The sequence below is a fragment of the Oceanobacillus locisalsi genome (assembly GCF_042675985.1).
GTDB classification, from domain to species: Bacteria; Bacillota; Bacilli; order Bacillales; family Amphibacillaceae; genus Oceanobacillus; species Oceanobacillus locisalsi.
This window is the reverse complement of record NZ_JBHTKK010000008.1, coordinates 75,255-88,720: the sequence shown is the minus strand read 5'-3', so window position 1 is coordinate 88,720 and position 13,466 is coordinate 75,255. Positions and strand designations below refer to the sequence as shown.

The following is a 13,466-nucleotide window of genomic DNA, read 5'->3' as shown; positions in this document are numbered from 1 at the left end:
TTATTCCCTTCTTCTCAACACACAAAATACAAATGATACTAGAGGATGTTCAAAAAGTCCAACAAAAATGACGCTTCGAATTCTCTAGTTGACGTGTTTTTCCGATACTCACGTATTTAGAAGCATAGAGGAACTTCTACTAAGAACGCCCACGTCCTGTGGGCAAAGTAGAAGTCACCACATCCTGTGGAAGTCCGTTCGTAAAAAACACGTCGCATTGAACTTCTTGGTCTTTTTTATAGAACTTTTTGAACACGCACTATTAATACATTTCTTTAAATTTTTGAATTAAATGTTCTCCCTCGTATCCCTTTTCTACAAGCTTTGATAACAATTGCTCCACATCATTCTTTTGTTTATCAATGATTTTTCCCATCAGCATCACATTCATTCGTTCACCGATTTGATGCATCTCTGTCATTTTCGTAATAAATGAAGCAGGTTCATTCGAATCTTTGGTAATTGTAGCTTGAACCATCAGCTCTTCATGTAATTTATTTTCAAAATAACTCCAATAAGAACGGTTGATAAATCCTTCAATCAGCCATGTATCGTAATCATCTTCCCTATTAATAATTAGACCGTCAATCAAGTTTACTTCCGTTCCTTCCAGTCCTTGATCATAATCCAGAATAACCAATTTACGCAATTTAAATGTTTTCATATACATTAACCTCCAACCCATCCCGGTATAATTACATGAAGCTTTTTTCCAGATTGAAACGCATTTATATTGCCTTTATCATAACACATCCCTTGATAATGCAACATCCATTCCCTTAACAAATATACGAGCAAGTTTCTTGGAAACCTTATATCCCCCATGATACACTTATAAGCGAGTATTATTTTTCATAATAAAAAAGAAAAAAGTTAATTTATACTACAGAAATATACGAGGAGGAACAACACTTTGAACCAAATCATCGAAACAATCATGAACCACCGTTCTATTCGAAAATTTTCAGATAAACCCTTAACTAATGATCAAATAAAAACCATTGTAGAAAGTGCTCATCGTGCATCAAGCTCCAGCAATGTGATGGCATACAGCATCATCGGCGTCTCCGACCAGGAAGTCAAAGACAAACTTCATGCCATTTCCGGCCATGATCATGTGAAAACAAACGGGCATTTACTTATCTTCTGTGCAGATTTGCATCGCATTGAACAATTGGATGAAGTCGAACGCTCCGAAGCATTTCAAGAGAACCTGGAAAGTACGGAACAATTTATTGTAGGTACTATTGATGCTGCTTTAGCTGCACAAAATGCCGCTGTTGCAGCAGAATCGCTCGGATTAGGCATCTGTTATCTGGGGAGCCTGCGTAATGATATAGAGGCCTTTAACGATGTTCTGAAAGCACCATCCCATGTTGTTCCGCTGTTCGGCTTAGCAATCGGCCATCCCAGAGAGATACCGGATATTAAACCGCGCATGCCGCTTCAAGCCATATACCATGAAAATGAATACATTCCATTTGAGAAACAAAAACATTATATTCAGGAATACGATCAAACTATGAAAGATTATTATGAATCCCGAAACTCTAATAATAAACAGGAAACATGGACAGAACAAATCAACCAAAAATACCAAAAACCAACTCGTATGGATGTAGGACCTTTTGTCAAATCCAAAAATTTAAACAAACGATAAAACGAACCCAAGCGGCAGTATACCCCTGCCGCTTTTTTGTATGATACATATCTCTTCTCCCCAGATCAAAACACCCCCTCTTCATTCACTTGATAAGTATTTTCCGTATTTCCTGTACGCCTATTCTCTTCTTTTGACGCGTGTTATTCAAAATAGCTTATATTTATAAAACGCTTTTCATTTCATTCCCGATGCATATCTTGGAAATTGTTTACAAGCATAAAAAATAATTTTTTCATCAAAATAACAAGTGCAAGATATAAAAGGGAGTGAAGAAAATGACAGTAGGTACACAAGTTCAACAAACTGTATCAGGTTTAAAAAGTGCACAAGCAAGTCTTGAGCAGTTTGCCCTTCAAACTGACAACAAGCAGGCAAAACAGTTATATCAAAATGCAGCACAACAAACACAAGGTATTTTAGATCAGTTAGAACCGAGAGTACAACAAGTCATGCAGGAAGAACCCCAATACAAACAATAAAAGCTTGTTAAAACAAGCAAAAACCGGGAGACGTTTTATACGGTCTCCCGTCCTACATATCAAGTAAAGAACAGGATGTGAATGTATGCGATATAAAAAAATAACCCTGCTGCTTCTCTTTATGATGTTTTTAGTCGGATGCCATCATACAAATGAATCTTCTAATTCAGAAAATCCGAACATCCAACATCTATCCACAAATTCATCTCAGGACACTGCAGCACAGGCAAAAGAATTTCTGATGGGTCAAGATGATATTAAGGCTGTTCACGCAGTAAATACCAAAGACACCCTGCTGGTCACCATTGAAATACCTCATCATGAACGTTTTTCTCTGCAGGATAAAAAAGAAACTTACCAAAAAGAACTGAAGAAAATTTTTCCGGATTTTACTGTAGAACTATCAACGGACCAAAAAATTGTGCTTGAAACCTCCAAGCTCGAAGAAAAAATGAAAAATCAAACGATCACTGAAGAGGAAATCAAAAAAAGAATAGAAAAAATTATACAACTATCCAAGGAACAGACTTGATGTCTGTTCCAGTACCATATTTTGTTTTATAACCTGAAAAGGAGTGCTATGTAATGGGAGAAAAAAAGAAACAAAAACTAAATCCGGCTCAACAGCATTATCAGGCTTTTCAGCAAAATCGGGAAACAAAGCGCCCCATTTTCAAAAACTGTATCAAAGCTTTTCTAGTAGGCGGATTCATCTGTTTTATCGGACAGCTCATTTCTACTTTTTATATTTATCAATTTAATTTCACTGAAAAAACAGCCGGCAATCCGACGACCGCTACATTAATTTTTATTACGATGCTATTAACTGGATTTGGTATTTATGATCGTATTGCACAATTTGCCGGAGCAGGGTCTGCTGTGCCGGTAACTGGGTTTGGAAATGCGGTTATTTCTTCAGCTATTGAGTATCGTTCCGAAGGCTTTATTCTGGGGGTAGGAAGCAATATGTTGAAACTCGCCGGGCCGGTTATTGTTTATGGTGTTTTCGCTGCATTTATCGTAGCTATCATTAAAACCATCCTGACGCAATGGGGGGGATTCTAATGCAGAAAGGACATCAATCCTGGGTTTTCGAGAACCGCCCAGCGATTATATCAACTGGAACTATTGGCGGGCCTTTTGAAGCAAAAGGAAATATTCCGGAAGCATTTGATACACTTCATGAGGATATGTGGGTCAATCAAGATTCATGGGAAAAAGCACAGCAGAAAATGCTGGAGGAAGCTTTACAAACGACATTAAAAAAAGCGCGTATTGAAAAGGAAAGGGTAGAATTTTTAATTGCTGGCGACTTAATTAATCAAATGACGCCGACCAGCTTTGCTGCCAGTACGAGCAATATTCCTTTTTTAGGAGCTTTCAGTGCTTGTGCTACCTCGATGGAAAGTTTGGCGCTTGCTGCCTCCATTATTAATGCAAAAGGGGCAAATTATATTCTTTGTGCAGCTTCCAGCCATAATGCTGCAACGGAAAAACAATTTCGCTATCCGACCGAATACGGCGGACAGAAACCGCCAACCTCGCAATGGACGGTAACCGGGGCAGGTTGTGCACTTGTTGCGCAGAATGGAACAGGGCCTGCTGTGACATCTGCTACGATTGGAAAAGTAGCGGACATGGGAATGACGGACCCATTTAATATGGGAGGAGCAATGGCAATTGCTGCTGTTGATACAATAGAGGCACACTTCCGAGATATGCAGATTGATCCATCTTATTATGATTTAATCATCACTGGCGACCTTGGACATGTGGGAAGAGAAGTCTCTTTGGATTTGTTACATGAGAGAAATATACCGATTGAAGCAGAAAAATATAAAGATTGCGGCATTGCTATCTATCGTGAAGATCAGCCGGTTCTTGCCGGCGGAAGCGGCGCAGCCTGCTCCGCCATTGTCACATACGGGCATTATCTTCAAGAAGTGATAAAAGGAAATGTGAAAAGAATCCTGGTGGTGGCGACCGGTTCTTTACATTCTACCTTAAGCATTCAGCAAAAAGCGCCTATACCATGTATTGCACATGCTGTATCAATCGAAGCAAGAGGTGAACAGTTATGATTTTTTTCTGGGCATTTGTCATAGGAGGACTTATCTGCGTGATCGGACAGATTATGTTTGATGTATTTAAGCTATCTCCTGCACATACATTAAGCATTTTAGTTATTTCCGGAGCTGTTCTCGATGGAATCGGCTGGTATGAACCGCTTATTGACTTTGCGGGAGCCGGAGTAACCGTCCCCATCACCAGCTTCGGGAATTCATTAGTACACGGGGCGATACAAGAAGCGGAAACCCATGGACTGATCGGTGTCGTAACCGGAATGTTTGAAGTTACCAGTGCCGGGATTTCTGCTGCCATTATATTTGGTGTTATCGGAGCCATTTTTTTTAAACCAAAAGGATAGGGAGATGCTTTATGACAGTAGGATCACAAGTGAAAACATGTCACGCTACATTAAAATCGATTGAAGCAGGACTGGATTTATTACACGCTTCTACAAGCGAATACGACTTAAAGCACACGATTGAGGAAGTGACCGGTTTAATTAAAGATGCACGGCATGATGTGCATCAGCAAATTATTTATATGGAAAAACAAGAGCCGCAATATAAGTCATAAGGAGGGAAAATCATGCCCGAATGGATATCGATTATTATTCGCTCTTTGATCTTAATCACCGTTTTATTTTTCTTTGTAAAATGGCTGGGGGCAAAGCAGCTGTCACAGCTTAATATTTTTGAAACCATATCCGGAATTGTGCTCGGCGGTATAGCTGCCTTTCATACAGTGGACCCGTATAACAGTTTTTATTATGCATTATTAGCAATGTTTGTCTGGTTTATTGCTGCATTTACAATTGAAAAATTATCTTTGAAAAGCAAACGGATGCGAGATTTCACGGATGGAAAGAGTACAGTTTTTATACAAAACGGGAAAATTATGGAGGAGAATTTAAAAAAAGAAGGTTATTCTACTGATGACCTGTTGGAAAAACTCCGGAATAATAACCAATTTCTTGTTTCTGACGTAGAATTCGCTGTTTTAGAACCGACCGGCGAATTAAATGTATTACCTAAAAAAGAAAATCAACCTGTCACCTTAAAAGACTTAAACATCTCTCCGGCACCTTCGAAAGAACCGCAAACGGTGATTGCTGACGGGAATATCCTGCTTGAACCTCTGGCAAATGCTTCTTTAAATCCGACGTGGCTGGAAGCAGAATTAGAAAAACAAAATGTAACAGTAGACAATGTTTTTCTTGGCCAGGTGGATCATCAGGGGCAATTATTTCTTGATCTTTATGATGATCATATTGCAGTACCTGAACCTGCCCAGCCAGCTCTATTACTGGCCAGTATGAAAAAATGCCAGGCCGATTTAGAATTGTTTGCACTGGCTACGGATAATCCAGAAGCAAAAGTATTATACGAACGAAACCAAAAACGCCTGCAAGAAGTGGTGAATCGAATGGAGCCATTCTTAACATCATAAAACATATAAGGATATCTACTACCAATAAGAAAAAAGGCAGCGGGACTTTGATGCTGCATGATGGTCCCACTGCCTTTCTTTTGTTCTAAAGTAACACTTTTCCCAATCAAAAGAATGATTTTTAAGAAATACGGATAATGACTTTTCCGAACTGGTTTCCTTCATCCAAATAGCTGAATGCTTCCAAGCTCTGATCTAAGGAAAAGACGCGATCGACAACTGGGTGTAATGCATGATTTTCAGCATGTTCCAATGCCGCCCGCAGTTCTTCTCTGCAGCCCATTGTGGAACCAATCAATTTGTATTGGCCATAAAAGAAGGAACGTAAATCAAAGTCAATCACATCCTCTGTCGTTGCGCCGAATGTGACAAACTTACCACCTTTTTTCAAAATATTTAAAGAACGGTGGAAAGTTGCTTTTCCATTACTATCAATGACCATATCAATTGTTTCATTACCTAATTTTTCTTCCCAATCATCCGCTGTATCAATGACGACATCAGCTCCATGTTCACGCGCTTTCTCTCTTTTCTCTTCGCTTCTGGAAGTCGTAATCACCCGTGCTCCGATGTTTTTAGCAAAAGCGATTAAATATGTTGCTACACCACCGCCTGCTCCAGGGATAAAGACAGTATCTGTTTTTTGCAGCTGGCCTTTTGTAAACATAGCCCGATATCCTGTTAATGCAGCTAACGGGAACGCCGCCGCTTCTTCCCAGCTCATATAGGCCGGTTTTGGTTCTAGTTGGTCCTCGGAAATGACTATTTTTTCCGCAAACGTGCCATGGTCAGGCATGCCTAAAATATCAAATTCTTTAGGCGGAGCTTCACTGTTTTGTTCCCAGCGTAAAGATGGATTAATGATAACCTCATCTCCTACCTGCACATCAATGACATTCTTTCCTGTTTCTTCCACAACTCCTGCTCCATCTGAACCAAGAATTAATGCTTCTTCCGATCGTTTTCTGCGGCCGGGAATTCCTAAATCCCGACGGTTAAGCCCTGCTGCTTTCAATTTTACTACCACTTCTGAATCGCCTGGCTGTTGCGGTTCTACGTCTGTCATATGCAAACCATCATTTTCATGTACTAGTGCTCGCATTCTCTTTCTCCTCCTTCAAGTAAGTTCCCATTTGTTTCAATTGTTTACGAGTGGTAATATCTTCTGAAAAAAACGGAATATAAAATATCATTTGGGCAGAAAAATCTGCTTGGATATGTTCCAAATATATTTTCTCGTTTTGTTTCCGTTTTTCAAAAAAATCACCATTGCTCCTCTCCGGTAATACCTTATTCACAATAATATAAGGGACAGCAATCTGAAATTTCTCCAGAAGATGTATTGCTTTTTTTGTTTCAGCTATCGGTAATTTCTCCGGGTTCAAAACAAATAGAAAGGTTGTTGCTTGTTTGTCCAACAGAATCTCTCTTGCCTTCGCAAAACGTTGTTTCCTTTCTTGTAATGTATCGTAAATGGGATCATCGACGGGTTGTCCATCGTTTAATAATTGAGAATACTGTGTGTTTGTTTTCTTTCGTTTCGTTAACAGACCCTCAATCCAAATCCCCATTAATTCCGGCAGAGATAACAACCGAATGGTATGTCCTGTTGGCGCCGTATCAAATACTAGTTTATCAAACCTGTCCCCATCTTCCAAAATAATTGATATAAGCTTATCGAATAAAGCAGCTTCATCTGCTCCCGGAGAGGCTTTTGCTGTATCTAATTGCCGGTGTACTTCCTCCATCATATCAATATGAACAACGCCTTGTATATTTTCTTTTACTTTTTTGATATATGTGTCTGTTTCCTTATCCGAATCAATCTCTAAGGCGTATAAATTTTTTTCAATAGCTGTGATTTTTCCGCCTATCTGCTGCGCAAAAATATCACTCACATTGTGAGCAGGATCTGTGGAAACGAGTAATGTACGGTATCCTGTCTCCGCATATTCCATTGCTAAAGCAGCAGCTGAGCTCGATTTTCCAACTCCGCCTTTTCCCCCTACAAAAATAATCCGGTTATTTTCTCCAAGCACCGCTTCTCCTCCTTCCAATATATGATCTTTTGTTTTAACAGCATCTGATTCCGTTGAGCGGAGATTTATCCATCCCCATCCGCAAATGCCAATCATGAAAAGATTCAATGATGTACGGGTATAATTCCAACGTATAATAATAAACTGGATTCGGTATTCCCAGCATTTCAGAATATAGAAGCAGCAGGAAAAAATCATCTTCATTTCTCAATTCCCTGGCTACCTCGGACTTGTGCGGTAAACTGATTACTTCTTCATAGTATTGAATCAATTGTTTTATTTTGTCCGTCAGCATGTTCTCCCCTCCTAAATGATAGCTTTTTTGCTTAAAAAAACGTCCAAACCTATCCTCGAGCGAAGATAGGTTTGAGCCTGCAATCAGTCTTTATCAAATGGATCTTCTATCTTTTTCATCAGTTCCGAAAAGGAGGTCAAAGCTATCCATATCGCAAATACAAAGATAATCGATCCCAATACGAACAACAGCATATTCGATTCTGTACCTATCCACGACCACTCAAAGACAACCTGCTGAAACATCGCAAACATCGTCATGAAGATAAGGAAAATCATCGGAATTAGCGCAACCATATAATTGCTGCCTCTTCGTTTTAACCAAATTGAAATTAAGAATAAACTGATGGCAGCCAGCAATTGATTGGCAGTACCAAATAATGGCCAGATAAGATAACCGCCTGAACCAAATCCATTCGGTCCTTCAGGAATTAATACCAGTGCTGCACTGGAAAGCACGGCAATCGAGGTTGCTACATGCGTTTTGGTTAATGGCTGTATTTTATATTCAATGCCTAATTCCGCAATAATGTATCGCATCAAACGTACGGATGTATCTAAAGTTGTTGCAGCAAAACTGACCACAATAATCGATACAATGGTCGTTGCGATGTCAGTCGGAATTCCCAAACCGTTTGCTAATGTTGCTGCTCCTTCGATAAAGGTTCCCAGTCCGATTGCATTTGCCTCGTTAAAAGAGGTATAAGCTTGTGAAAACGCCTCTGTATTAGCAAAAAAAGTACCGACTGCAATAATGGAAACAAGGGCTAAAATGCCTTCTCCGACTGCTCCAAAGTAACCTACAAAGCGCGCATCCGTTTCTTTATCCAGCTGTTTAGAAGATGTTCCCGAGGATACTAACCCATGAAACCCGGAAATCGCTCCACATGCAATGGTAATAAACAAAAGCGGCAGGAAGCTCCTGTCCGGACTTTCATTCACTGCAGGAGCAGACATACTCGGAGATGTAAAAAGCAATCCCAAATATAATATTGCCAGTCCGACAACCAATTGATGTGAATTAATAAAATCTCTTGGCTGCAGCAATTTCCATACTGGCAGCGTCGATGCGATATATACATATATCATTAAAATAACAATCCATATCAGGAATGCCGTTGAAACACTACCTAAACCAAATAAACCTGTGCCGTTCTCGCCTCCCATATACGCAACGAAATCAATTTGCAGGAAATCGATTCTGCTGGCCATCACAGCAGCGACATACATAATGACTAATGCAATAACAGAGGGCAGCAGCATTTTTATATTCCGCTTATATGCTGCGTAGCCAATCCAAATAGCTAACGGAATTTGGATAAACACAGGAAATACACTGGCAGGATAGTTAATAAATAAATTCGAAATAACCCAGGCAAAAACAGCGTTTACCATTAATACGAGAATGAGAATAATAAATAGAAATAATAGCTTTGCTCTTCGTCCTACTAAGCGATCGGCAATTGTTCCAATGGAATACCCTTTATTACGGACAGATAAAGCCAAGGTGCCAAAATCATGCACACCGGCTGCAAAAATGGTTCCTAAAACCACCCACAAAAAAGCAGGAAGCCATCCCCAATAAATTGCTATCGCCGGCCCCAAGATAGGTGCAGCCCCAGCTACAGATGTAAAATGATGCCCCCACAAAACAAATTTATTGGTCGGAACATAATCGACACCATCTTTGAAACGGTGTGCCGGAGTAACATAATTCGGGTCCAATCGAAATATTTTCTCTGAAATAAACTTGGAATAGTAACGATAACCTACTATAAAAACAATAATTCCTACAAAAGCAATTAAAATCGCATTCATGTCAAACGCTCCCTCCCTCTTCCACTTTATTCACATCTTTGTAAGCGCTTTAAAAAACAACCCTCCTTCTACTCGATTTTTTATCAGTTTAACATATTTAAATATATATTCACCATATATTTAAAAAATTTCAAAAATGTTGTTATTTCATTTGTTTTTGTATCAATTTATTGCTAAGCGGCAGGTGCATGTTATGATACAACGCCTCAACAAAAAATTGCATACGTCGGAATGAATCGTACAATCCTGACGCATACAATTTATTTTCTTATCATTAAAACAGGATTACTGCAGCGAGTGTAGCCGCCAAAAGACCAATGATTACTGGGAAAAAGTTTTTTCTGACTAATTCTATAGCCGAAACGCCGCAAAAACCTGCTACGGCTATCAGAGATGACCAGGCAATTAATGCACCGCCGCCAGTCCATATCGCCCCCAGCTGACCAATTGCAGCCAATGTACTTGCATCAATCGAAGCTGTCTCCAACGAAGCTGCCAAAGCACCAGCTATAGGTAAACCGGAAAAGCCGGATCCATCCAGGCCAGTGATGATGCCGACAAGTAATAAACTGAAAGCAACAAATATCGTACTATCCGGAAGAACAGACTGGATAGAAGTAATAATTTCAAATAAAAAAGATGGTGCTTCTTCTGTCAATAAAATATCCTTAGAAAACGCTGCACTGCCTAAAAAGAAAAAGCCTGCAATCGGAATGACCGGCCCCATTGCTTTAAATGCAAATACAAACCCATTTGTAATATGATTACCTACATAATCCAGCGCATTCCGTTTTCCAAATACACCTGTTGCAAATAACAAAAGAATAACCGCTACTCCGCCTACTAGCGCGGCTCCTTCTCCGCCCACCAATTCACTGGATCCGAAAAACTTATTGTAAAGCATATATACGACGACCAACACGAAAGCAACGGGCACAATCCAAGCAAAAATACGGCTCCATTTGACTAAATGATTGGAAGCAGGTTCATGCCCGGATGAATCATAATCCTGAATGTTTTCTGCTTCTGTTTGATTTCTCGGGTCCTCTTTGGAACGGATAGATTTTCTGTAAAATAAATAAGCTAGTAAAGAAGCAATAACCCCGGTAATAACGGACAGTACAAATGCTCTGTCAGCAACTGCCGCCGTTTCCACACCAGCTGCTTTTGCTGATAAAGCCGGTGCTACCTGTACAATATAATCAGAAGACAACGCCATCCCCTGACCTGCAATCGTAATGGCAACTGCTGCTGTAATAGCTGGAAGACCTGACCTTACTGCAGCAGGAACAAGTAATGCACAAATTAGCGGAACCGCTGGAGTCGGCCAGAAAAACAAGGAAATAACATACGTGACGATCAACAATACAAAATAAGATAAATGTCCGTTTACCATGACCTTCTGAATGGGCTGAATCATCAGCACATCTGCTCGCAAATCTTTTAATGCATTTAAAAGCGCAAGCATAAAAGTAATAATCAAAAAGATGTTGAAAAGCTCTTGTGCAGCGACTAAATTGGCGTAAAATATAGCCATAAACCCGCTGACAATACTCCCCTTATAAAAACAGGCAATGACAAACGTTCCTAATAAACTCGGAAGAACAATCCCTCTCCGGAAAATCATTGTCATCAAAATAAGCAAAGTGAACAATCCATAAAGTACATGCGGGATAGTTAAGCTCATCTCATTCAGACCCTTTCCTTCACTATGTACAGTAGCCTATGCAATAATGAAGGATGAGGGTACAAAATAAAGGATAAAAATCAAACAAAACAGCATCTCTATTATAGCATGTATATCTTTGGTGTTTTTGTAATATATATATTTCATTATGTAATATATATATGGTAATATGTAATGTATATATTGAAATAAATGAAGAGGTGATAGCAATTGTGAAAAATAATTTAAAAGTCGCCCGTATCCAGGTAGATCTGACACAGCAACAGCTTGCCGAAAAAACAGGGGTCACCCGACAAACGATCAGCTTAATTGAAAAAGGAAATTATAATCCAACCTTAAATCTATGTCTGGAGATTTGTTATGCAGTGAATAAAACATTAGATGAAGTATTTTGGAGAGAAAAGGAGAGCGATAACCAATGAAAAAAATTAAAGATGAGCGGTTGAAACTAAAAAATTTAAAAAATATTAGAGTCCTGTTTATGATCCAAACCATTGGTATTTTGGGGATTTTAGGATATGACTTAGTAACCAAAGGATTAGATGGGATGACGGATAACCCATTGTGGAATGTTTTTATTATTACAGCTATCGTTTCAGCGTATTTATCCATGAATATTAGCATAGATCATGAAACCAGTGAGAAATCTCCTGAAAAAGGATTGGCCATTTCACTGGTTGTAACTGTATTTATATCGATTGTTATTGGAATCTTATCATCACTAGGTGAAGGTATTCCAGCAATGAATGGTATTTTAATAGGCGGAATCATTTTTATCTGCGGGTTCATCCCATCTTTTTATGTTTATCGTTTGCGAAAAAAAACAATGGATAATTAAGAAGGTAAAATAAAACGAAACTTTATTCAGCGGGATTTTTACCTCCACCGAATAAAGTTTCAATTTATTTTAAAATATCTATTACTTTTTTAACCGATTCTGCGGATTTATCTAATTGTTGTATCTCCTCATCTGTCAAGTCCAGCTCGATAATTTCTTCGATGCCGCTTCCGCCAAGAACGGTCGGCACGCCTAAATAAATACCGTCATATCCGTATTCTCCTTCTAAATAAGCAATGGACGGCAAGATTCTGCGCTGGTCTTTCAGAATCGCTTCTACCATTACGGTTAGAGAAGCAGCCGGTGCATAGTAAGCACTTCCATTTCCCAACAGATTTACTATTTCACCGCCGCCAGTACGTGTTCGCTCGACAATCTCTTCCAGCCGATCTTTTGAGATTAACTTTTCAAGCGGGATACCTCCTGCATAGGAATAGCGGATAAGCGGTACCATATCATCGCCATGTCCGCCAAGAACAAAACCGGTAATATCTTTCACGGAAATGTTCAGTTCTTCTGCTACAAAAGCTCTGAAACGGGCGGTGTCTAGAACGCCTGATTGACCGATAACACGTTCTTTCGGAAGTCCGGAAGCTTTATAAACACTGTAAGTCATCGCATCTACCGGATTGGTCAATACAATTATTGTTGTATTCTCGGAGTATTTAACAATTTCCTTTGTAACCGCGTTCATTATTTTGGCATTTGTATTTACTAAATCTTCCCTGGTCATTCCCGGCTTCCGTGCAATACCAGCAGTAATGATAACCAGATCTGAATCCTTTGTATCTGCATAATCAGAAGTCCCTGTAATTTTCGCATCAAACCCCTGAACCGGCGCTGCTTCTGCCATATCCAACGCTTTTCCTTTTGTCGGGTCTTCCATATCCAGAATATCAACAAGAACCACATCACCTAATTCTTTTTGAGCAACCATTAATGCCGTCGTCGTTCCCGTAAAACCGGAACCGATAACAGATATCTTTTTCCGTACAGAAACCATTTTATATACCTCCTTCGTACTTCCTTGAATCAATGACTATTTAAAGAAAATGTTTGCAACGACGGCCCTTTCCGCTGCTGCAAACATTTTCTCCAGTTCATCTTTTTACCTGATGCATCAAGAAATTTA

At 39.4% G+C, this 13,466-nt stretch carries 17 protein-coding genes; 10 read left to right on the top strand and 7 right to left on the bottom strand.

Translation table 11 applies throughout. The features are described 5' to 3' along the window. Positions 1-262: 262 nt before the first annotated feature. Positions 263-664 (bottom strand): YwpF family protein, encoded by a 402-nt coding sequence (locus ACFQ19_RS08575; RefSeq protein ID WP_379591664.1) that lies wholly within the window; start codon positions 662-664, stop codon positions 263-265. Positions 665-913: 249 nt separating this feature from the next. On the opposite strand from ACFQ19_RS08575, the gene nfsA reads away from it, so the two are divergent. From nfsA to ACFQ19_RS08535, 8 genes are all read left to right on the top strand, one after another. Next, positions 914-1,660, top strand: coding sequence for an oxygen-insensitive NADPH nitroreductase (gene nfsA / locus ACFQ19_RS08570; protein ID WP_379591663.1), 747 nt, complete (start codon positions 914-916; stop codon positions 1,658-1,660). Between the two features lie 278 nt (positions 1,661-1,938). Beyond that, positions 1,939-2,142: a DUF1657 domain-containing protein gene (locus ACFQ19_RS08565; protein ID WP_080874906.1), complete on the top strand. Its 204-nt coding sequence runs from the start codon at positions 1,939-1,941 to the stop codon at positions 2,140-2,142. A gap of 85 nt (positions 2,143-2,227) precedes the next feature. After that, a complete protein-coding gene (locus ACFQ19_RS08560; RefSeq protein WP_379591662.1) occupies positions 2,228-2,674 on the top strand; it encodes a hypothetical protein in 447 nt (148 codons plus the stop codon). 53 nt (positions 2,675-2,727) lie between these two features. After that, entirely contained in the window at positions 2,728-3,207 is a 480-nt protein-coding gene (gene spoVAC / locus ACFQ19_RS08555; RefSeq protein WP_379591661.1) for a stage V sporulation protein AC, read from the top strand. Further along, a complete protein-coding gene (gene spoVAD / locus ACFQ19_RS08550; RefSeq protein ID WP_379591660.1) occupies positions 3,207-4,223 on the top strand; it encodes a stage V sporulation protein AD in 1,017 nt (338 codons plus the stop codon). Before spoVAC ends, spoVAD begins: the two co-directional genes overlap by 1 nt. After that, positions 4,220-4,570, top strand: coding sequence for a stage V sporulation protein AE (spoVAE, locus tag ACFQ19_RS08545; protein ID WP_379591659.1), 351 nt, complete (start codon positions 4,220-4,222; stop codon positions 4,568-4,570). Before spoVAD ends, spoVAE begins: the two co-directional genes overlap by 4 nt. Positions 4,571-4,581: 11 nt before the next feature. Beyond that, positions 4,582-4,785 carry a hypothetical protein gene (locus ACFQ19_RS08540; RefSeq protein WP_379591658.1) on the top strand — a complete coding sequence of 68 codons (204 nt, stop codon included), beginning with the start codon at positions 4,582-4,584 and terminating at the stop codon, positions 4,783-4,785. 12 nt (positions 4,786-4,797) lie between these two features. Next, complete coding sequence (locus ACFQ19_RS08535; protein WP_379591657.1) at positions 4,798-5,658, top strand: DUF421 domain-containing protein; 861 nt, start codon at positions 4,798-4,800, stop codon at positions 5,656-5,658. A 121-nt stretch (positions 5,659-5,779) separates the two neighbouring features. On the opposite strand, the gene ACFQ19_RS08530 is transcribed toward ACFQ19_RS08535, so the two are convergent. The 5 genes from ACFQ19_RS08530 to ACFQ19_RS08510 all read right to left on the bottom strand — a co-directional run bounded on the left by ACFQ19_RS08530 (position 5,780) and on the right by ACFQ19_RS08510 (position 11,496). Then, positions 5,780-6,760 (bottom strand): zinc-binding dehydrogenase, encoded by a 981-nt coding sequence (locus ACFQ19_RS08530; protein ID WP_379591656.1) that lies wholly within the window; start codon positions 6,758-6,760, stop codon positions 5,780-5,782. Further along, positions 6,741-7,697: an ArsA family ATPase gene (locus ACFQ19_RS08525; RefSeq protein WP_379591655.1), complete on the bottom strand. Its 957-nt coding sequence runs from the start codon at positions 7,695-7,697 to the stop codon at positions 6,741-6,743. Before ACFQ19_RS08525 ends, ACFQ19_RS08530 begins: the two co-directional genes overlap by 20 nt. Before the next feature lie 34 nt (positions 7,698-7,731). After that, entirely contained in the window at positions 7,732-7,992 is a 261-nt protein-coding gene (locus ACFQ19_RS08520; RefSeq protein WP_379591654.1) for a cory-CC-star protein, read from the bottom strand. An 83-nt stretch (positions 7,993-8,075) separates the two neighbouring features. After that, complete coding sequence (locus ACFQ19_RS08515; RefSeq protein ID WP_379591653.1) at positions 8,076-9,809, bottom strand: carbon starvation CstA family protein; 1,734 nt, start codon at positions 9,807-9,809, stop codon at positions 8,076-8,078. A gap of 274 nt (positions 9,810-10,083) precedes the next feature. Beyond that, a complete protein-coding gene (locus tag ACFQ19_RS08510) occupies positions 10,084-11,496 on the bottom strand; it encodes a hypothetical protein (protein WP_379591652.1) in 1,413 nt (470 codons plus the stop codon). Positions 11,497-11,705: 209 nt separating this feature from the next. Here ACFQ19_RS08510 and ACFQ19_RS08505 point away from each other — a divergent pair, with 209 nt between their 5' ends. Continuing rightward, entirely contained in the window at positions 11,706-11,918 is a 213-nt protein-coding gene (locus ACFQ19_RS08505) for a helix-turn-helix transcriptional regulator (protein WP_449290090.1), read from the top strand. After that, complete coding sequence (locus ACFQ19_RS08500; RefSeq protein WP_379591650.1) at positions 11,915-12,334, top strand: hypothetical protein; 420 nt, start codon at positions 11,915-11,917, stop codon at positions 12,332-12,334. Before ACFQ19_RS08505 ends, ACFQ19_RS08500 begins: the two co-directional genes overlap by 4 nt. Positions 12,335-12,398: 64 nt before the next feature. On the opposite strand, the gene mdh is transcribed toward ACFQ19_RS08500, so the two are convergent. Further along, positions 12,399-13,337 (bottom strand): malate dehydrogenase, encoded by a 939-nt coding sequence (gene mdh / locus ACFQ19_RS08495; protein WP_379591649.1) that lies wholly within the window; start codon positions 13,335-13,337, stop codon positions 12,399-12,401. Positions 13,338-13,466 lie beyond the last annotated feature (129 nt).

What these genes read in the sequence shown, in the direction of transcription:
- ACFQ19_RS08540 (WP_379591658.1), top strand. Translation starts at nt 4,582, where the DNA reads ATGACAGTAGGATCACAAGTGAAAACATGTCACGCTACATTAAAATCG.
- spoVAD (WP_379591660.1), top strand. Translation starts at nt 3,207, where the DNA reads ATGCAGAAAGGACATCAATCCTGGGTTTTCGAGAACCGCCCAGCGATT.
- ACFQ19_RS08510 (WP_379591652.1), bottom strand. Translation starts at nt 11,496, where the DNA reads ATGAGCTTAACTATCCCGCATGTACTTTATGGATTGTTCACTTTGCTT.
- spoVAE (WP_379591659.1), top strand. Translation starts at nt 4,220, where the DNA reads ATGATTTTTTTCTGGGCATTTGTCATAGGAGGACTTATCTGCGTGATC.
- ACFQ19_RS08520 (WP_379591654.1), bottom strand. Translation starts at nt 7,992, where the DNA reads ATGCTGACGGACAAAATAAAACAATTGATTCAATACTATGAAGAAGTA.
- ACFQ19_RS08565 (WP_080874906.1), top strand. Translation starts at nt 1,939, where the DNA reads ATGACAGTAGGTACACAAGTTCAACAAACTGTATCAGGTTTAAAAAGT.
- ACFQ19_RS08530 (WP_379591656.1), bottom strand. Translation starts at nt 6,760, where the DNA reads ATGCGAGCACTAGTACATGAAAATGATGGTTTGCATATGACAGACGTA.
- mdh (WP_379591649.1), bottom strand. Translation starts at nt 13,337, where the DNA reads ATGGTTTCTGTACGGAAAAAGATATCTGTTATCGGTTCCGGTTTTACG.
- spoVAC (WP_379591661.1), top strand. Translation starts at nt 2,728, where the DNA reads ATGGGAGAAAAAAAGAAACAAAAACTAAATCCGGCTCAACAGCATTAT.
- ACFQ19_RS08535 (WP_379591657.1), top strand. Translation starts at nt 4,798, where the DNA reads ATGCCCGAATGGATATCGATTATTATTCGCTCTTTGATCTTAATCACC.
- ACFQ19_RS08560 (WP_379591662.1), top strand. Translation starts at nt 2,228, where the DNA reads ATGCGATATAAAAAAATAACCCTGCTGCTTCTCTTTATGATGTTTTTA.
- ACFQ19_RS08575 (WP_379591664.1), bottom strand. Translation starts at nt 664, where the DNA reads ATGAAAACATTTAAATTGCGTAAATTGGTTATTCTGGATTATGATCAA.
- ACFQ19_RS08515 (WP_379591653.1), bottom strand. Translation starts at nt 9,809, where the DNA reads ATGAATGCGATTTTAATTGCTTTTGTAGGAATTATTGTTTTTATAGTA.
- ACFQ19_RS08500 (WP_379591650.1), top strand. Translation starts at nt 11,915, where the DNA reads ATGAAAAAAATTAAAGATGAGCGGTTGAAACTAAAAAATTTAAAAAAT.